Source organism: Providencia sp. PROV205, assembly GCF_028479505.1.
Lineage (GTDB): Bacteria > Pseudomonadota > Gammaproteobacteria > Enterobacterales > Enterobacteriaceae > Providencia > Providencia huaxiensis.
Window position 1 is genome coordinate 75,931 of sequence record NZ_JAMPNU010000019.1, and the last position, 20,521, is coordinate 96,451.

15 protein-coding genes are annotated in these 20,521 nt (G+C 42.6%); 4 read left to right on the top strand and 11 right to left on the bottom strand.

Annotation, left to right across the window (positions count from 1 at the left end; translation table 11 throughout):
- Positions 1 to 5: 5 nt before the first annotated feature.
- The gene (locus tag PR800_RS12120; protein ID WP_004906196.1) at positions 6 to 752 is read right to left on the bottom strand and encodes an FCD domain-containing protein; all 747 of its coding nucleotides are present in this window, start codon (positions 750 to 752) and stop codon (positions 6 to 8) included.
- A gap of 282 nt (positions 753 to 1,034) precedes the next feature.
- Between PR800_RS12120 and manD the strand changes: the two genes are divergently transcribed.
- The 4 genes from manD (at position 1,035) to PR800_RS12140 (ending at position 6,236) form a co-directional block, all read left to right on the top strand.
- Positions 1,035 to 2,249 (top strand): D-mannonate dehydratase ManD, encoded by a 1,215-nt coding sequence (gene manD, locus PR800_RS12125; protein WP_102140032.1) that lies wholly within the window; start codon positions 1,035 to 1,037, stop codon positions 2,247 to 2,249.
- A 24-nt stretch (positions 2,250 to 2,273) separates the two neighbouring features.
- On the top strand, positions 2,274 to 3,296 hold the full coding sequence (locus PR800_RS12130; RefSeq protein WP_102140033.1) for a Zn-dependent oxidoreductase: 1,023 nt from the start codon (positions 2,274 to 2,276) through the stop codon (positions 3,294 to 3,296).
- A 62-nt stretch (positions 3,297 to 3,358) separates the two neighbouring features.
- Positions 3,359 to 4,768, top strand: a complete 1,410-nt coding sequence (locus PR800_RS12135; protein WP_102140034.1) for an MFS transporter — start codon at positions 3,359 to 3,361, stop codon at positions 4,766 to 4,768.
- A complete protein-coding gene (locus tag PR800_RS12140; protein ID WP_272530916.1) occupies positions 4,749 to 6,236 on the top strand; it encodes a mannitol dehydrogenase family protein in 1,488 nt (495 codons plus the stop codon). The genes PR800_RS12135 and PR800_RS12140 overlap by 20 nt, the downstream gene beginning before the upstream one ends.
- A gap of 44 nt (positions 6,237 to 6,280) precedes the next feature.
- Here the strand turns inward: PR800_RS12140 and PR800_RS12145 are convergent, their stop codons facing one another.
- From PR800_RS12145 to fdnG, 10 genes are all read right to left on the bottom strand, one after another.
- The gene (locus PR800_RS12145; protein ID WP_272530918.1) at positions 6,281 to 6,994 is read right to left on the bottom strand and encodes a YoaK family protein; all 714 of its coding nucleotides are present in this window, start codon (positions 6,992 to 6,994) and stop codon (positions 6,281 to 6,283) included.
- On the bottom strand, positions 6,991 to 7,704 hold the full coding sequence (locus PR800_RS12150; RefSeq protein WP_204354432.1) for a potassium channel family protein: 714 nt from the start codon (positions 7,702 to 7,704) through the stop codon (positions 6,991 to 6,993). The genes PR800_RS12145 and PR800_RS12150 overlap by 4 nt, the downstream gene beginning before the upstream one ends.
- A 94-nt stretch (positions 7,705 to 7,798) precedes the next feature.
- Positions 7,799 to 9,532 (bottom strand): nitrilase-related carbon-nitrogen hydrolase, encoded by a 1,734-nt coding sequence (locus PR800_RS12155; RefSeq protein ID WP_272530919.1) that lies wholly within the window; start codon positions 9,530 to 9,532, stop codon positions 7,799 to 7,801.
- Between the two features lie 225 nt (positions 9,533 to 9,757).
- On the bottom strand, positions 9,758 to 11,014 hold the full coding sequence (gene frc, locus PR800_RS12160; RefSeq protein WP_210843238.1) for a formyl-CoA transferase: 1,257 nt from the start codon (positions 11,012 to 11,014) through the stop codon (positions 9,758 to 9,760).
- A 75-nt stretch (positions 11,015 to 11,089) separates the two neighbouring features.
- The gene (gene yfdV / locus PR800_RS12165) at positions 11,090 to 12,034 is read right to left on the bottom strand and encodes a transporter YfdV (RefSeq protein ID WP_004906833.1); all 945 of its coding nucleotides are present in this window, start codon (positions 12,032 to 12,034) and stop codon (positions 11,090 to 11,092) included.
- 105 nt (positions 12,035 to 12,139) lie between these two features.
- A complete protein-coding gene (oxc, locus tag PR800_RS12170) occupies positions 12,140 to 13,843 on the bottom strand; it encodes an oxalyl-CoA decarboxylase (RefSeq protein WP_239979462.1) in 1,704 nt (567 codons plus the stop codon).
- Positions 13,844 to 13,909: 66 nt separating this feature from the next.
- Positions 13,910 to 15,160: a formyl-CoA transferase gene (gene frc / locus PR800_RS12175; RefSeq protein ID WP_102140041.1), complete on the bottom strand. Its 1,251-nt coding sequence runs from the start codon at positions 15,158 to 15,160 to the stop codon at positions 13,910 to 13,912.
- A gap of 620 nt (positions 15,161 to 15,780) precedes the next feature.
- Positions 15,781 to 16,440, bottom strand: a complete 660-nt coding sequence (fdoI, locus tag PR800_RS12180) for a formate dehydrogenase cytochrome b556 subunit (RefSeq protein ID WP_102140042.1) — start codon at positions 16,438 to 16,440, stop codon at positions 15,781 to 15,783.
- On the bottom strand, positions 16,437 to 17,381 hold the full coding sequence (fdxH, locus tag PR800_RS12185) for a formate dehydrogenase subunit beta (RefSeq protein ID WP_102140043.1): 945 nt from the start codon (positions 17,379 to 17,381) through the stop codon (positions 16,437 to 16,439). The genes fdoI and fdxH overlap by 4 nt, the downstream gene beginning before the upstream one ends.
- An 11-nt stretch (positions 17,382 to 17,392) precedes the next feature.
- Positions 17,393 to 20,440, bottom strand: a complete 3,048-nt coding sequence (gene fdnG / locus PR800_RS12190) for a formate dehydrogenase-N subunit alpha (RefSeq protein WP_272530922.1) — start codon at positions 20,438 to 20,440, stop codon at positions 17,393 to 17,395.
- Between the last annotated feature and the right edge of the window lie 81 nt (positions 20,441 to 20,521).

A 20,521-nucleotide genomic window follows, 5' to 3' on the forward strand; every position in this document is an offset into this window, starting at 1 on the left:
TTCGATTATTCAAAAATAGTCTGATAAGGAATTGTTTCAAATAGGTAACCATCAAAATTGGGGTCATCAAAATCAGAAAGCTGCATTAGCGTATTTTTGACATTCTCTAAATGCTGCCACATCTCTTTTTTAGCCAATTCAGGATCACGTTTTTGTAGTGCATTTAAAATATTTTCATGATCAATCAACCACTTCTTCCGGTAAGTCGTATTGTCGATATGCTCATGTAGTTTATCCCACATAGGGCTTTGTAACCGCACAGCCCAGATATCATCAATAATCTTCGCCATCATGTCGTTCTTGCTTGCGCGAGCAATCAACACATGAAACTTATGATCATTAGCATCGTCACTTTCATTATTCGCGACTTTGATTCGCTCATCTTCTAATAATGCGCGGATCTCTTGGATATCGGCTTTTGTTGCTGACAAAGCAGCACATGCAGCTATCGCACTTTCAATCACTTGGCGAGCTTGCAGTATTTCAAAAGGGCCATGGTCTAAACTTTTAACTTCATCAATTAACAGATCTGGGTGGTTGATGACATAAACACCAGAACCTTTCTTGATAGAAACCAATTTTTCAATTTCCAACATGATGAGTGCTTCACGTACCAATGAGCGACTAACATCATATTTTTTAGCGATCTCACGCTCCGGCATTAAACGACTTCCTATCGGATATTCACCAGATGCAATGAGCTCTTTTAACTGCTGACCTAGGTATTGGTACGAGCGGTATTGAGTTTTCATATATATGTACAACGCGTTGTCGAATTAAATTTAGTTCTTCCATTGTAGATTATCGTCCCTCACCTCAATGGTCAACCAATTTATCCACTATTTCCGCAAAATTAGTTAACCAATTTGTGATCAGATTCACTTATTGTCGTCTTTTTAGCCATTGTTTTTTAATTTATCGATTGATAGAGTGAAAAAAAGAAAATTTGGTTAACCAATGGATAAACCAGTTTGCGTAATTATGGGTAATTTGGTTGATCAGTTGGTTAACAAGTAATAGGGATTTAGGCCAAAATGAAAATCATAAAAGCAGAAGTCTTTGTATGTAGCCCCGGTCGTAATTTTGTCACATTAAAAATTACCACCGATGAAGGCGTATATGGGCTAGGTGATGCCACCCTTAACGGGAGAGAGCTCTCAGTGGCATCCTATCTTCAAGATCACCTCTGTCCTCAGTTGATAGGCCGTGATCCACATAAAATCGAAGATATTTATCAGTTCTTCTATAAGGGAGCCTATTGGCGCAGAGGCCCAGTTACGATGTCCGCTATTTCTGCGATTGATATGGCACTTTGGGATATTAAAGGCAAAGTTGCCAACCTTCCGGTTTATCAATTACTCGGTGGCGCTTCTCGTGAAGGCGTGATGGTTTATTGCCACACCACGGGTACCGATATTGCCGAAACACTAGATAACTACGCAAAATATAAAGAAAAAGGTTTTAAAGCGATCCGTGTGCAGTGCGGCATCCCAGGAATGGCAACCACATATGGGCAAAGCAAAGGGAAAAATCTTGCTTACGAACCAGCGACAAAAGGCCATCACCCTGAAGAGCAATTTTGGTCAACCGAAAAATACCTCGATTTTATGCCAAAACTGTTTGAAGCCGTACGGGACAAATATGGCTTCAATGAGCACCTTTTACATGATATGCACCATCGCTTGACCCCTATTGAAGCGGCTCGCTTCGGTAAAAGTATTGAAGATTATCGATTATTTTGGATGGAAGACCCAACACCAGCGGAAAACCAAGCTTGTTTTAGATTAATTCGTCAACATACCGTCACCCCAATCGCTGTAGGTGAAGTTTTTAATAGCATTTGGGATTGTAAACAATTGATTGAAGAGCAACTCATCGATTATATCCGCACCACAATCACGCATGCTGGCGGGATCACAGGTATGCGCCGGATTGCTGATTTCGCTTCACTTTACCAAGTCAGAACCGGTTCTCATGGTCCATCTGACCTATCCCCAATTTGCCATGCTGCCGCCTTACACTTTGATCTATGGGTACCCAATTTCGGTGTTCAAGAGTTTATGGGCTACTCCGAAGAAATGTTGTCCGTATTTACGACTAACTGGACGTTCAACGATGGTTATATGCACCCAAGTGATAAGCCCGGTTTAGGTATCGATTTTGATGAAAAACTGGCAGCGAAATACCCATACAACCCAGCTTATCTTCCAGTCGCTCGTCTCGAAGACGGCACGTTGTGGAACTGGTAATTTTTATTTTATTCGGAGTCAAATATGAAAGCTGTAAAATCGGTAGTAATTAAAGAACCCAATACGTTATTGATTGAAGAACGTTCAGTTCCTGAACCGGCTGAAAACCAAGTACGAGTAAAAGTTCGCTTAGCCGGTATTTGTGGTTCTGACAGCCATATCTACCGTGGCCATAACCCATTTGCAAAGTATCCACGTGTGATTGGCCATGAATTTTTTGGTGTCATTGAAAAAGTGGGTTCAGACGTAGATAGCAAACGCGTTGGTGAACGTGTCTCTATCGACCCGGTCCTTAGCTGTGGTCATTGTTACCCATGCTCAATTGGTAAACCAAATGTGTGTGAAACACTAGAAGTATTAGGTGTTCATACTGATGGTGGGTTCACTGAATATGTCAATGTCCCTGCAGCCAATGCTTATACCATTCCTGATTCAATCAGCGATGAATGTGCTGTTACCGTTGAGCCATACTCTATTGCCGCCAACGTGACTTCGCATGTTCATCCAACTCAAGATGATGTCGCATTAGTCTATGGTGCAGGTACAATTGGCTTAACCTGTGCGCAGGTTCTCAAAGGGGTTTACCAAGTCAAAACCTTAATTATGGTTGACCGCGTGGCTGAGCGATTAGCAAGAGCAAAAGATTGTGGTGCTGATATTGTCATTGATAACTCACAAACCCCATTACCAGAGCAACTCAAAGCACTGGGGCTTCGCCCAACGTTAGTACTTGATGCAGCTTGCCACCCCGCTATCTTACAAGAAGCCATCTTGATTGCGTCCCCCGCAGCAAGAGTTTCGATTATGGGCTTTTCAAGTGAAGCAAGTGCCGTTACACAGCAAAGTATCACCAGCAAAGAGATTTCATTGTTTTCTTCACGCTTGAATGCCAAAAAATTCCCAGAGGTGATTAGCTGGATAGAATCTAAAAAAATTGACCCAACGAAAATCTTGACACATCAGTTCCCATTCACTGAAGCGCAAGAGGCAATCTTAACCTTTGAAAAAGACCAGAAGACCTGCTGTAAAATTCTTTTAACCTTTTAATTTAATTAAAAAAACTAAATCCGATTTTGGATACTACCCTACGTGATTAATAGGATAATAATATGAATACTCAGTCAATTGACCCATCAGGGAAAGTGGAACGCAACTCTGGCGATCTGACCAAAGCTGCCGTTTCAGGCTGGCTAGGAACCGCTCTAGAGTTTATGGATTTCCAGCTTTACTCGTTAGGCGCAGCACTTGTTTTCCATGAAATATTTTTCCCTGAACAATCCGCTTCAATGGCATTAATTCTTGCGATGGGAACTTACGGTGCCGGATATGTCGCACGTATTGTTGGTGCGGTTTTCTTTGGTCAAATGGGCGACAGAATTGGTCGTAAAAAAGTACTCTTTATCACCATCACCATGATGGGGGTATGTACTACACTAATCGGGGTATTACCGACCTACGCACAGGTAGGTATCCTCGCCCCGCTATTATTAGTTCTTCTGCGAATAATTCAAGGCTTAGGAGCAGGCGCTGAAATTTCAGGTGCAGGAACCATGCTGGCAGAATATGCGCCAAAAGGCCGTCGTGGTATTGTGGCTTCATTAGTGGGTCTGGGAACAAACTGCGGCACATTAAGCGCCACTGCGATTTGGGCGGTTATGTTCTTCTGGTTAGACAAATCAGACTTACTGGCGTGGGGCTGGCGTGTACCATTCTTGGCAAGCTTCGTGGTAATGCTGTTTGCAGTATGGTTACGACTGAACCTGAAAGAAAGCCCTGTATTTGAGAAAGTGCAAAATACGGAAGAACAAGAAGCCAAAACTGCAGTACAAGCACCACCGAAAGAAAGTTTCTTTGCCATGTTCAAGTCTAAAGCATTTTGGTTAGCGACTGGTATTCGTTTCGGTCAAGCAGGTAACTCTGGGTTAATTCAAACTTTCTTAGCGGGGTATTTAGTTCAAAGCCTATTGTTTGATAAAAGCATTCCAACTGATGCAATCATGATCAGCTCGGTTGTCGGTTTCCTGACTATTCCTGTTATTGGTCTGATATCCGATAAATTTGGTCGTCGTATTCCTTATATTATTCTTAGCTTATCTGCCATGTTGCTCGCCTATCCGATGTTATCTGTCATTGTGGACGGCGCAAACAGCGTTAGCTTGATTACCATCTGTATTATTATCGTTCATAACTGTTCAGTACTCGGATTATTTGCCTTAGAAAATATTACGATGGCTGAAATGTTCAACTCACGTAACCGCTTCACCGGTATGGCTGTGGCCAAAGAAATTGGCGGCTTAATTGCCTCTGGTTTAGGCCCAGTTCTCGCAGGTATTTTCTGTAGTATCACCGGAAGCTGGTGGCCGATTGCTATCATGATCATCATTTACTCCGCCATTTCATTAATCAGTGCCATCATCATGCCTGAAGTGAAAGATCGTGATTTAACCAGCACGTTGGATGCAGTTGAAGAGGCTGAACAACAAAAAGGTAAAGTGAAATATGCAACTGTCAACCAATAACCTAAACCAATTACCCGCCACTATCAAAGTACCAAGCTATGATAGGGAACAGGTAAAGGTAAAAATGCTTCACTTAGGTTTCGGCGCGTTCCATCGCGCCCACCAAGCCATCTTTGCGGATATCTTAGCCACAGAACAGCAGAGTGACTGGGGTTTTTGTGAGATCAATTTAGTCGGTGGTGAGCAACAAATTGAGGATTTACTCGCTCAAGATTGCCTTTATAACGTAGTTGAAATGCAAGGTGATAACTGGCAAACCCGTACGGTGGGGGTGGTAAAAGAAGCATTACACCCGACTATTCATGGAATTGATGCCGTTATCAATCGTATGTTAGACCCTAACATTGCCATCGTTTCCATGACGGTTACTGAAAAAGGCTATTGCTATGTACCTGCGACAGGCTCGATTGATTTTGCTAACCCCGCAATCGCACATGATTTAGCCTCACCAAATGCCCCGAAATCATTGCCGGGCCTGATTGTTGAAGCCTTAAAACGCCGTAAAGCACTGGGTATTGCACCATTTACAGTCATGTCCTGTGATAATATGCCTGAAAATGGCCATATCACGAAAAATGTCATTTTAGCGATGGCTGCAAAACAGGATATCGCACTGGCAAATTGGATTGAAACCAATGTCACTTTTCCCTCTACCATGGTGGATAGAATTGTGCCTGCCATGACACCAGACACTGCAGAGAAAATTCAATCTCAACTGGGCCCTATCGTCGACAAAGTCGCCATTGCCTGTGAACCATTTCGCCAATGGGTGATTGAAGACAATTTTGTCGCGGGTCGTCCTGAGTGGGAGAAAGCAGGCGCTCAGTTAGTTACAGATGTCATTCCATTTGAAGAAATGAAGCTGCGCATGTTAAATGGTAGCCACTCTTTCCTTGCTTATTTAGGTTATTTAGCTGGTTACCAATACATAAATGAATGCATGCAGGATAGCGCGTATGAAAAAGCCGCTTATCACCTGATGGTCAATGAGCAGGCACCAACGTTATCCATCAAAAATGTGGATTTACCCGCCTATGCCAATGCCCTGATTGAGCGTTTCAAAAATACGGGGTTGAAACATCGTACTTGGCAAATCGCGATGGATGGAACGTTGAAATTATCCCAACGTTTACTCGACTCTATCCAAATTCATCTTAAAAACGGCCGATCATTTGATTATTTAGCCTTAGCGGTTGCAGGATGGATGCGTTATGTCAGCGGAAAAGATGATCATGGTGCAGAAATTCAAATCAGCGACCCACAGGCAGTAAAATTAGCTGAGCTCGTTGCAAATAGTACTGATGATGAAAGCCGTGTTCGCGCACTGCTTTCTCTCAACAGTTTGTTCACCGAAGAACTGGTTAATAATTCGTTGTTTACTGAAAAGGTGACAGCATTCTACCTTTCACTACGTGATAACGGTGCCAAGAAAACGGTTGAAGCACTCAACCACCAACACGCCTTGTAACAACATCTTAGCAGGCGGGGCTCTCCCCGCCTCTTTCACCCAAACTAGTTAGAATCTATTGGCATTCCTTTATTTTCTTTCGAAAACTGGTGGCCAAAGAAAAATATCAAACATAGTGGGATTAATGTGGCAAATAAAGCATATTCCTTTACATAATCAGCCAATAACACCATCATGAAAGCCCCGCCAGCAAAACCCAATAGCGTCAAAAAGTAACAATAACTTTTATATAACGCACTTTTTCTTTCTTGGCCTTTAAATGCGATGGACTCTGCCAATGAACTAAAGCCTAGTTGTACATTCAAAGTAACCGCAATATTGCCATATAGCATGCCATTAATCTTATGAAACGCATTACCTTGCATTCCGGCAATAAAAGAAAGAGCCCAAACAGCATGAAACCCATTAGAGTGAACATTAAAGAAAAAAATATAAACAATGAGTAATAATAAAAGGACAATTTCCAGTGATAATAATGTAAATGTCCATGTTTTTTCATCGGTATTATAGCGGTAGCGGATCCATGCCAACAGCATTGCCCCCGCACCAAAGGAAATAATAGAAATAATATAAGGCAACACTGCGGTTAGGCCGTGCTTAGCAAACTCATAGCCTAACATAATAATATTGCCTGACTGAAAAGTAGCGAATGATTTAGTCGTAAAAAAGGCATATCCATCGAGCATTCCTGACGCAATAGCTAATAAAAATGCGATAGTGGGTAGCTGCATAAAAGGAACTTTTGGAGAGGAAATCATAGTTTACTTACCTGTCTTGATGATTCTTTTTCTGACTGACTTAGTCGACTAATAATCGAGGTGATGTATACCGTAAAAATAGGAAAAACCGTCATACCGGTAGCCGCTAGAATAGTGGTAATGACTTTGCCAGCACTCGTCACAGGGATAATATTTGAACCCAATGTGGTGACAGTCATTGCCGCCCACCAAATGGCATCCCCATACGTTTTAACATCAACATTAAGACCCCTTTCGAAAATGTAAAAAATTAAGCTAATAAAATAAACCGTTGAAAATAACAAAATCATATAAGATAAAAATAGTGCTGTCGTATTTCGTTTTACAACCATCATCATAAGCATGACAAACGCTGCACCACCACGAAATAAGGGGATAAACCGAATAAGATAAATTTGCTCCTCAGTAAATTTTATCGATGTGTAATCCAATATGGTTAAATACGGAACAGATAACAAAACGATAATCGCGTATTTTTTGACAAACTTTTTTTTATTTTTTGAAATAAATAAAAAAATAAAAAAATCACATGTAAAATAAATACAGATCCAAAATTGAATATCAAAGTAAATTGACCGCTTGAGAAAGGGGTCATGATTAAAGGTTTCAATAGAAATACTCGCTATTAAAACCAACGAGGCCACAATCCCTAAAAAATGAAGTGTTTTAATCCACGTTTTTTGACTACCAAACTGTCGAAAAGTCAGCATATTAATAATCTAATTATTGAAGCCATTAATAGGGCTTTTATTCATGATAAGATCCCGTTGCTATTTCTCTAACAACAACGGGAAAATATAAACATTACTGTGTTAACGGGGGAAACCAAATAGCTTGCTGACCACTCACCAACCGTTCTTGGTTAATCCACGTAAAAGGAGCAGGTACCTGAGCTTGCAAACGCACATCTTCAGCCCCTCGTTGTGCTGTTAAGGTTGGAGTAAGCACGACAGGCTCTGGTCCATAAATAGCCGCTGACGTAGAATCACGTTCGTTTCGCCCGCCACAAACCACCCATAACTGGTTTAATGTAGCGATAGCATAAGGAATAAAATCGGCACGCCCTGTCGGTGGCTCTTCAACCGAAAAAAGATGGCTATCAATCTCCACTTTTAAATCACTCGGCATACCCGCTGGCGCAGCAAGAATATCAGCGCGTAACGTACTATATAACCCCCCTAACTCAGGTACGTCTAATTCATGTGCGGCTGCCAGCGCAATACGGCCAATTGGCGTTGCTGTCACACTCACAGAACTACCCGCTGTTGCCCAGCCACTATCCCGCTCATTAAGATGTGTCACACGATAGCGCGCTAATATATCTCCTAACGGCCCTGCAAGTACTACCGTATGGAACAATCTATCCGTTTCAATTTCAGGGTAGCTTCCAACAATATACCCTTTCCCTTTTTGAGCGGCTTTACACAATGTTTGCTCGAAAATGCCACCTTGTTTTTCAGCATAAGACAAAACAATGTTGGGATCGTTGGTATAAGGTAGTGCGGAAAACTCAGGAAGCACCAGAAGCTCGTTTTCCCCCACTTGAATTGAGTCTAGTTTAGAAACCGATTTTTCCCACTGCGCTGCAATAAGCGTCGTTTGTGTTATTGTTGACGTGGCATTGATATCTGTTGGGCTGCGATGAAAAGTGAGTGTTGGGAAATATAATTCAGAGCGACGCTTCGCCAGTAATGCATCGCGTTGTGTATCTGCTTCATCTAAATCAATTGTCGCACTATATATACCATTTAGCCCGGGTTCTAGCTCTAGCGGGCTAAGCACTGGAGATTGAGCCACTTTATGTCCTGATGGCGCCCATATGCTCGAACCACCATTATAATAAAGCTGCCCTTTAGTAATTGGATTGGTTTCAATTCCACTACGTGTTGCACAAATTACCCAGACACCGTTAAAAGCACTCATATGCTGCACATGTGCAACGGTTGAGTGATCGCCAAGCATTTCGGCAGGAGTCGCATTCGGCATCATACGGTCGGATACGGAATGCCAACCAATGATTTGCGCCCCTTCTAATGCAGCTAATCGAACATATTGCCAGTAAGTATCATCATAACAAATCAATAGGGCGATACGGCCAATCGGTGTTTCAAAGGTTTTAACACCGGTATTACCTGGTGCAAACACTTTTTGATCTTGAGAATTCAGGCCTATTTTACGATATTTACCAATAATGCCTTCTGGCCCCATCAAAACAGCGGAATTATAGGCTAGCCCTGTTTCGCTATCCCGCTCCGCGATACCGACACTCATATACATCCCTGTACGAGCCAATATAGGCAGTATTGCCGCTGTCGTTTTGCCAGGGATGGTATCTAAATAAGGCGCTAATTCCGTAGAGTCAGAAAATAAATAACCACTCACCGCCGTTTCTGGAAATACAGCGTAATTAACCCCTTGAGCGGCCACTTTTTCTGTCGCTTCGACTAAACGTTGAATATTTCCATTTAAATCTCCCCATGCAGGAATAAAATCAACGGCTGCTACTTTACTGCTTTTTTTTATTTCAGCAATACTCATACAATAATCCTTATTCAAAGAATTTATTAGTAAATAAATAATTTTTTGCTATTGATAAAAATAAATATTAAATAGGAAATATATATCTATAATTCCATGTCATTTAGGTCATAATAGCCTGAGTGTAGCGGCTATATTTGAATGTATCGAACATCTAAATATAGCCACCAATATTTATTTTCTTTTTTTAGAAAATCATATTAAGAGCGGATTTAATGTTATTAATTAAATAACATTACTTTTTGTCATTTCCATAATTTGTTCATCGCTATAACCAAGCTCTTTTAATACTTCGTTATTATGTTCCCCTAGCAATGGAGCACTTTTAATTTCAGGAATAAAGGCTGAAAACTTCATTGGGCAACCCACCGTTAAATATGAGCCTCGTTTTGGTTGTTGAACCTCAACAATCGAGCCACTACGACGCAAAGAAGGGTCATCCATAATTTCTTTCATACTTAATACGGCAGAACATGGCACATCAAACTGATCAAAATAATCGGTTAGCGCATGTTTATCTTTGTCTTTGGCGATCTCTTCGATTGCATCCCATACATCTTGGATATGGCTTGCGCGTGCCTGTGTAGTGGCAAAAGCAGGGTCAGTTTTCCACTCGGGACGCCCAATGGCATCACAGGTATTTTCCCAATTATGGTCTTGATTAATAAAATAAATATAAGCATTTGGGTCGGTATCACTGCCTTTACACTTAAGCATCGTTCCTGGTTGTCCTCCCCCACTCGCATTACCGCCGCGGGGAACCGCATCACCAAATGTACCATTCGGATACTGTGGATACTCTTCAAGAAAACCCAGCTTTTCTAGCCGTTGTTGGTCACGCAGTTTCACACGGCATAGGTTAAGTACCGCATCTTGCATCGACATCGTCACACGTTGGCCTTTACCTGTTTTTTCTCGGTGCAACAGTGCCGTCAGTATGCCAATCAATAAATGCATGCCCGTATTACTATCGCCCAATGCTGCAGCACTTACCGTTGGAGGGCCATCAGGAAAACCCGTTGTCGATGCTGAACCACCAGCAGATTGAGCAACATTTTCATAGGCTTTCACATTCGCATACGGCGAGTTCTCATTAAACCCTTTAATCGAACCAAAAATTAACCGTGGGTTGAGCTCTTGGATGTACTCCCACGTAAACCCCATATGGTCGATAGCCCCCGGATGAAAATTTTCAACTAATACATCAGATTGACGTATTAGCTTCTCCATTACGGCTTTTCCCTCTGGCGTTTTGGTATTAAGCTCTAAAGAGCGTTTGTTACTATTTAACATCGTAAAATACAGTGCATCCACATCAGGGATATCTCGCAATTGATTACGCGTCACATCCCCAACCCCTGGCCGTTCAATTTTGATCACATCGGCACCGAACCAGGCAAGCATTTGTGTACAAGATGGGCCTGACTGAACCCCTGTAAAATCAAGAACGCGTATCCCATCAAGCGGTTTTGAAGAAGTCATAATTCACCTTTTTACAAAACTGCCATGACGTAATCTCTCACGCCATGGCAACTCATTTTGCCCCATTGACTCTTTCTATGAAACGAGTCGAGAGATGTAGATCCACGCTGGAGCAGCAATGATAAAACCAAGTACACTCACCGCCAGCGATGCTGTTCCTGTGCGGGTATACAGATTAAAGCGACTTGCAATAATGATCCCAGAGAAAGCAGGTGGTAACGCTCCGGCTAATACCATCATTTGCAGTTGCTCTGTTCCCATATTAAACATCATGCCTGCCAGCAACATTAATCCTGGCATTAACACTAGCTTTAATAACGTGTTATAGACAATCTCACCATCGAATTCGAACTTATTCGCGGCTAATGTCAGACCGGCAGCAAATACCGCAACACCTGAGTTTGCTTTCGCGATTAAATCAAATGTCGGGTCCCAAACCGTTGGAATTTTCACACCAACCAGTACCAGTGCAGTCGCAAGTACTGGAGCCCATACGACAGGTTCTTTAAAGGCTGATATTAATGCATCCATACCGCCACCGCCCTTTTTACCTTCCGCATCAGACGGGTTCAGTAAGAATAAGCCAATCGGAATTGTAATGGCATTAACGATGATGGATATAATGGCAACAACTAACCCCGTTGAAACGGTTTCACCATAAATAGGGTCTAAAACCGCGAACCCTAAGAAACCAATTGTCGGAGAACCTGCAATTAATGCACATACTGCGGCTTCGCCACGACTATGTTTAAAAATATATTTACAGCTAAAAAATGAGAAAAAGAAACAAACAAGTAAGACTACAAATGAAATAATAGTCAATTTAGCGTCTGCAAATATCATTTCTCGATTTGCGCGAGCGATAGAAACAAATAATGCAGCAGGTAATGCGTAATTTAATACCAACTTATTAAATGCTTTTGCTTGGTCACTGGTAAACACATTTCGTTTACCACTCACATAACCTAATACCATAATAATAATGATAGGTAATAGGTCGCTCATAAAAATCTTATACATAAAATCAGCCATAAGACCCACCTATTTTTGGCAATAAGACCCCGTACGCCACTCATTAAAAATGAGCCGCGTAGGGTTATCTTTGTTAGTTAACGTTATACTGCGTTAATTTTTTACGACAGACTTCGGATTTAAATTACCAATATGGCCGCTTTCCGTTCCAACTGCAGGGTCAATAACAACATTTATCAAGGTTGGATGACCCGATGTTAAACCGGCCTTCAAAGCCTCCTGTACTTCTGCTGGCGTTGTTGCTTGATAGCCAATGCCACCAAAAGCCTCAATCATTTTGTCATAACGAGCGCCGCCCATTAAAACGGTAGGAGAAGGGTCTTGGTCACCATGGAGATTTACGCCATCACCACGGTAAATTCCGCCATTATTGAAAATCAAAATAGTGACAGGCAATTTGTAGCGACAAATCGTTTCAATTTCCATACCACTAAAACCGAATGCGCTATCGCCTTCAATCGCCACAACCGGCTTACCACTGGTTACAGCGGCACCGACTGCATAACCCATTCCAACGCCCATCACGCCCCATGTTCCACAATCTAAGCGTTTGCGCGGTTGGTACATATCAATAATATTTCGTCCATTATCAAGCGTGTTAGCGCCTTCATTGACGACATAAACGTCTTGGTGATCGACCAGCACATCTCGGATTGCACGTAACGCATTGAAGTAATTCATCGGAGAAGTGTCAGTGTTTAACTTAACTGCCATTTTCTCGACATTAATTTTCTTGTGCTCATCAATACTAGCGAGCCATTCCGCTGGGGATTTAACAGGGGTTGATTTAAGCCCTGCCAATAAAGACTCAATACTTGAATAAATATCACCAACAACGGGGGCGGTTATTGGCCGGTTACTATCAATTTCGGAAGGTTCAATATCTAACTGAATGAATTGCGTTTCTGGCGACCAGTGCTTGCCTTTACCATGGTCAAGCAACCAATTAAGGCGTGCGCCCATTAACACCACAACATCCGCACTGGATAAGGCATATGAGCGAGCAGATGCCGCTGACTGTGGGTGTGTATCTGGTAACAGCCCTTTTGCCATTGACATCGGTAAATAAGGGATACCGGTTGTTTCAATAAATTGGCGAATATTGTCATCCGCTTGGGCATAAGCTGCGCCTTTACCCAAAATAATTAATGGCCGCTTAGCCGATGCCAGCAACTTAAGGGCTTTATTTACTGAATCAGGTGATGGAATTTGTCTTGGTGCAGGGTCTTCAACGGTAAAAATGGTTTTATCCGCAGCGTCTTTATCCATCACAGCAGATAAAACTTCCGTTGTTAAGTCCAGATAAACCCCACCCGGGCGGCCTGATACCGAAGCGCGAATAGCTCGAGCGAGTGCGATACCAAGATCTTCAGGTTTATTCACACGATAAGACGCTTTTACAAAAGGTTTTGCCGTGTTCATTTGGTCTAATTCTTCGTAATCACCCTGCTGCAAATCAATTATCGCTCTGTCGCTCGAACCACTGATTTGGATCATTGGAAAACCGTTGGTGGTTGCATTCGCGAGTGCCACCATGCCATTTAAAAAACCCGGCGCTGAAACTGTTAAACAGATACCCGGTTTCTGGGTAATAAAACCACTAATTGCAGCTGCATTACCCGCGGATTGTTCATGGCGAAATCCAATATAGCGAATGCCTTCAGCTTGCGCATGCCTTGCCATGTCCGTTACTGGAATTCCAACAACACCGTAGATTGTATCAATGCCATTTTTTTTAAGTGCATCGACAATGATATGCATACCATCAGTCAGGTTTTGGGTTTGATCAGCAGACATGTCTACCTCATAATTAACTGATTGAAAGATTAAAGGGAGCGATTTATCACTCCCAAATTTTTAAAGTTAGATCGCTTTGTTTGTACGCATAGCTGCAATTTCATCTGCGCTATAACCTAGTTCAGTTAGAACTTGCTCGGTGTGCTCACCCAGTAATGGCGCACTTTTGATATCCGGTGTAAAGGAAGAGAATTTCATCGGGCAACCCACCGTCAAGTAAGTTCCGCGTTTTGGCTGCTCAACTTCAACAATACTTCCACTCTTACGCAGAGATTGGTCTCGTGCAATTTCACGCATACTGAGTACAGGGGCGCAAGGTACACCGTATTTACTCAAATATTCGACCGCTTCATGTTTATCTTTATCCGCTAAGAATTTTTCAATTTCAGCAAAAATATCAAAGATATGAGGCTGACGAGCCTTTGGTGTATTGTAAGCAGGGTCAGTTGCCCATTCAGGCTTACCAATAGCGACACAGGTTTGCTCCCAGTCCTGTTCTTGGATAGTAAAATAAATATAAGCATTTGGGTCAGTTTCCCAGCCTTTACATTTTAAGATCCAACCTGGCTGCCCACCACCGCCTGCATTACCACCACGAGGAACAGCATCACCAAACGTACCATTTGGATATTGCGGGTATTCTTCAAGGTAACCAATTTTCTCTAAACGTTGCTGGTCGCGAAGTTTGACACGGCACAAGTTAAGAACAGCATCTTGCATCGACATAGTCACTCGCTGGCCTTTTCCTGTTTTCTCGCGATGTAATAGCGCGGCAAGTAAGCCAATCAACAAATGCATACCCGTATTACTATCACCTAACGCAGCGGCACTCACTAATGGAGGGCCATCCCAAAAACCTGTAGTAGAGGCGGCGCCACCTGCTGCCTGAGCAACGTTTTCATAAGCTTTAACATCTGCGTAAGGCGAGTCTTCATCAAAGCCTTTGATAGAGCCAAAAATCAGGCGAGGGTTTAGTTCTTGAATGTGCTCCCAAGTAAAACCCATATGGTCAATCGCACCTGGGTGGAAGTTCTCAACGAGGACGTCGGCCTGCTTAATCAGCCGCTCCATAACCTCTTTGCCTTCAGGTGTCTTTGTATTTAATTCCACTGAACGCTTATTACTATTAAGCATCGTGAAATACAGCGCATCCACATCAGGGATATCCCTTAATTGATTACGCGTGACATCTCCAACTCCCGGACGCTCAATCTTAATAACATCCGCACCGAACCATGCTAACATTTGAGTACAAGATGGTCCTGATTGTACTCCAGTAAAATCGAGCACTTTTATACCTTGTAAAGGAAGATCCATGTATTACCTCTTTATTTAGCCATCGTATATGGAATGGAATGAATTATATTTAATAGAAAATTTGAATTATTTTAAATACAATAACAATTCACTCCATTAAATTATATTCAATAATTATCAACTATTTGTATTAAATATCACTATCGATGTCCAGTAATTAACTAATTAAATTTACTTTTAACTCAATAGCCCTAAAATAAAATAAAATACAGCAATTAATTTTATTACTGTTCAATAAATGAATAATGATAAAACCAAATAATCTATGTATTATTTAGATGCTCTTAATTAGACTTTAGTTAACCCATCGAATAAAGACAAACAATAAAACCAAAAAAACAAATAAATAACAAATAGATAGAAAAACAAAATGTAAAAAAAATCATTATTAGAAATAATTCAATAATAACCGCGATTTTATTGAATCATTTCTAATAATTAAAATGCAAAAATCAGTTCAATGTTGAAAACGATTAGTTCTAAAAAATGTTTTTTATATTGAAATTAAATATAAAAATAGTAGCAGCTTAAAATAAGCACTATTATAGTAAAAAAAACCCACAAAGTCGACTTTGTGGGTTTTAGATTTTTAACAAACATATTCCGTTTGCTAAATACCTTTATGTATTCTTTTCTTGCTCTTGCTTTTGTTGCTTTTCTTTTTCAAGAAGTTGGCGGTACCACAGCGGGTGGTGCTTTCTTGCCCAGCCACGGGTAACCCAACCTTCAACCATCGCACGAACTGAGCCTTTCACCCAGATCGCCGCATAAGCGTGAACCACAATCATGATAATCAGCGCAATTGCAGAGAGCGAGTGAATAAGGATCGCCGCACGATAAACAGGGATTGGGAAGTAATCGGCGAAATAAGGACGCCACATGATCACTCCTGTGACCACCAGCGCCAATAAGCAGATAGTCACCACCCAATACACCCCTTTTTGACCGAGGTTATATTGGCCAACATCGCCCGCTTCTTCGTTTTTCAGTACTTTACCGATATTTTTTGCCCACTTGATATCTTCTTTATTAATGAAGTTATGGTGGAAATAACGGAAAAACATAAATACGAACAGCAAGAACATCGCCGTCCCCACGAATGGATGCAAAATTCGCGACAGCTGTGGCGTGCCTAAAATGTTCATAAACCAGTTTAGTGAAGGGAAAAAGAACCCTAGCCCACTGATTGCGGTGAACAAAAAGCAAATCACAACCGCCCAGTGATTGATCCTTTCAATCGGTTTATGGCGGATAATTTTGTCGTTATCATCTGGCATCATTTCTGATCCTCCCCTTCTTTTGATTTCGAAGTGTCAGATGACATTGCATTATGCAAATCTTCTAAAGCCTCTTCTTCATCTTTTTTGGAGACGCGGTTCGGACCAATACCCACATAGTGGAAGATGGCCGCCGCAAATGTTGCAGCAAAACCAACCGCTGCTAACGGCTTCCAGATACCTTTCCAGAAAGTCACTGTTGGGCTGATTGTCGGGTTCTCCGGCAATCCGTGATACAGCTGAGGTTTATCTGCATGGTGCAGAACGTACATCACGTGCGTACCACCAACACCTTCAGGGTCATATAAACCTGCGTTTGCATAACCACGTGTTTTCAGCTCATCAACACGCTCGCCAGCCATGTTAATCATGTCCTCTTTGCTACCAAAATGGATAGCGCCTGTTGGACATGTTTTCACACATGCAGGTTCTTGACCAACTTCAACGCGGTCAACACACAGCGTACATTTGTATGCGCGGTTATCTTCTGGGTTGATACGCGGTACATCAAATGGGCAACCCGCGATACAATAACCACAACCAATACAGTGCTCTGATTGGAAATCAACGATACCGTTTTTGTACTGAACTATTGCGCCTTCTGAAGGACACGCCTTCAGACAGCCCGGGTCAGCACAGTGCATACAGCCATCTTTACGGATCAGCCATTCAAATTTATCGTTCTCTTCCACTTCAGAGAAGCGCATTACCGTCCATGACTTAGCGGTTAAATCTGTTGGGTTATCATATACCCCAACGTTAGTACCGATTTTGTCACGGATGTCGTTCCATTCGGAACACGCGACCTGACAAGCTTTACAGCCGATACAGGTCGTCACATCGATAAGCTTTGCAACTTCTTCCTTATAGTCCCGCACCTGAGGCGCGGGAGTCAGGGAATTGGTGGCAGAGCGACGAATAATGTCCTGAGATTGCATTGACATAATTTATCTCCTTACACCTTTTCCACATTGACAAGGAATGATTTAAATTCCGGTGTCTGAGTATTCGCATCACCCACATACGGGGTTAATGTGTTGGCAATAAAGCCTTTCACAGCCAAGCCTTCAAAGCCCCAGTGAATTGGAATACCGATAGTATCGATATCTTTTCCAGCCACTTTCAGCGTATGAATACGTTTGGTCACCACCGCTTTCGCTTTGATGTAACCACGTTTGGAACTAACTTTCACCGTATCGCCTTGCTTGATACCTTTCTCATTCGCTAAACGTTCACCAATTTCAATGAACTGCTGTGGCTGAATGATGGCATTTAATAAGGCGTGTTTTGTCCAATAGTGGAAATGCTCGGTTAAGCGATAAGTCGTTCCCACGTAAGGGAATTCTGTCGCTTTACCCATTTGCGCCCAGTCGTCTTTAAATACGCGTGCAGCAGGGTTTGAGACCACATTTGGATGCAATGGATTCGTATCCAATGGCGTTTCAATCGGCTCGTAGTGCTCTGGGAATGGGCCTTCGGCCATTTTATCCAATGCAAATAGACGCCCCATCCCTTCTGGCTGCATGATAAACGGACCAACACCACTACCCGGTGCAGCATTGCTATAGTCAGGAATATCCATGCCTATCCATTTGCTGCCATTCCACTCGAGGATTTGGCGTTTTGGATCCCACGGTTTACCCATTGGGTCTGCCGATGCGCGGTTATAAATAACACGACGGTTCAGAGGCCATGCCCATGCCCAACCTAATGTGTTACCCAGACCCGTTGGGTCAGAGTTATCACGGTTGGCCATTTGGTTACCTTTTGGTGTCCAGCTACCAGCGAAAATCCAGCAACCACTTGCGGTCGTACCATCATCACGCAATTGAGCAAACGAGCTCAGCAATTCGCCTTTTTTCGCAATAACGTTGCCATCAGCATCTTTCAAGTCAACTAAGGCATAGCCATTGTTTTCTTGGGCAACTTCTTCTGGCGTTGGGTTATCACGGTCGAAGTAATTCCAAGTCATACTCAGAACTTGTTCAGGCACCGCACCACCTTCAGAGGCATACAGTTGGCGTAAACGGTGGAAAATACCGGACAGGATTTCACCATCACTAATCGCTTCACCAGGGGCATCTGCGCCTTTCCAGTGCCACTGTAGCCAACGCGCTGAGTTAACAATCGAACCATTTTCTTCAGCAAAACAGCAAGATGGCAGACGGAATACAGTAGTTTGGATTTCTGCCGGGTTCACATCATTCATTTCACCGTGGTTTTGCCAGAAATTCGACGTTTCCGTATTCAATGGGTCAACGGTAATCAAGAATTTCAGTTTTGACAGCGACTTAACAACTTTATTTTTATTCGGGAATGAGGCTAATGGGTTAAAGCCTTGGCAAATATAGCCATTCACTTCACCCTTATCCATCATCTCGAAATAACGCAGCACATCGTAGCCTTGATCCCATTTCGGTAATAAATCAAAGCCCCAATTATTTTCTTTCTGCGCTTTATCGCCATAGAACGTCTTCATCAAACTAACAAAGAATTTCGGGTAGTTACCCCAATAGTTTACCTGGCCTTCAACCGTCGCTTTTGGCGTGTTTGCAGCTAAGTAACTTTCTAATGTGGTTTGTTTGTCTGATGGTAAGGTTAAATAACCCGGCAAGCTTTGAGATAACAATCCTAAGTCAGTTAAACCTTGGATATTGGAGTGTCCACGCAGGGCATTTACACCACCACCTAACATCCCCATATTACCCAGCAGTAATTGGATCATCGCCATGGTACGGATATTTTGCGCACCCACGGTATGTTGAGTCCAACCTAATGCGTATAAGAACGAGGCTGTTTTATCTTTAGCGCTGGTTTCTGCAAGGTACTCACAGACTTGCAAGAAGTCTTTGATTGGCGTCCCACAGATGTTATTCACCACTTCAGGTGTATAACGGCTGACGTGATCTTTTAATAGGTTCAATACACAACGAGGGTGTTTCAGAGTTGGATCACGCAGCGCAAGGCCGTTTTCATCCATCTCATAGTTCCACGTGGTTTTATCGTATTGACGTTTTTCTTCGTCATAACCTGTAAACAGGCCATCATCAAACCCATAATCTTCACGAATAACTAAACTGGCGTTGGTATACGCTTCCACGTATTCACGCTGAATTTTTTCATTATCCAGTAAATATTTGATAACACCTGATAAAAACGCGATATCAGTCCCTGAACGGATAGGCGTGTAAAAATCCGCCACAGCCGCTGTACGGGTAAAGCGTGGGTCAATAACAATTAATTTGGCTTTATTATGGATTTTAGCTTCCATCGCCCAGCGGAAACCGACTGGATGCGCTTCTGCCGCATTACCACCCATAACGACAACTAGGTTTGCATTTTTAATGTCAACCCAGTGGTTGGTCATCGCACCGCGACCAAATGTTGGAGCAAGACTTGCTACCGTTGGTCCGTGTCAGACACGCGCTTGGTTATCAACGGCAAGCATGCCGAGAGCGCGGGTGAATTTTTGCGTTACAAATCCGCTTTCGTTACTACCAGCCGATGCGCACAGCATACCGGTGGTTAGCCAACGGTTAACCGTCACACCATCTTTATTTTTCTCAATAAAGTTCGCATCGCGGTCTTCTTTCATTAGCTTAGCGATACGATCAAATGCGTCGTTCCAAGTGATACGTTTCCACTCATTCGTACCCGGCTCACGCACTTCAGGGTATTTCAAGCGGCTTTCACTGTGGATAAAATCGATAAGTCCAGCACCTTTCGGACAAAGTGCACCACGGTTTACCGGATGATCCGGGTCCCCTTCAATATGGAAAATGCTCTCTTTAGCATTTTTCGCGCCATCACCGAGGCTGTACATCAACAGCCCACAGCCGACAGAACAGTAGGTACAGGTATTTCTGGTTTCCTTCGCACGCAGTAATTTATACTGGCGCGTTGACGCTAACGCGGTGGCGGGTGCAAAACCCAAGGCCGCTGCCGTCGTACCTGCCATACCGCCAGCGCAGATCTTAAAGAACTGCCTTCTGCTGACTTGCATGGGGATCTCCTCATTTACATTGCTCATGTTTACCTAACGTCAATCGCGATAATCAGGTAAACTCTTCTTATTCAACGTTAT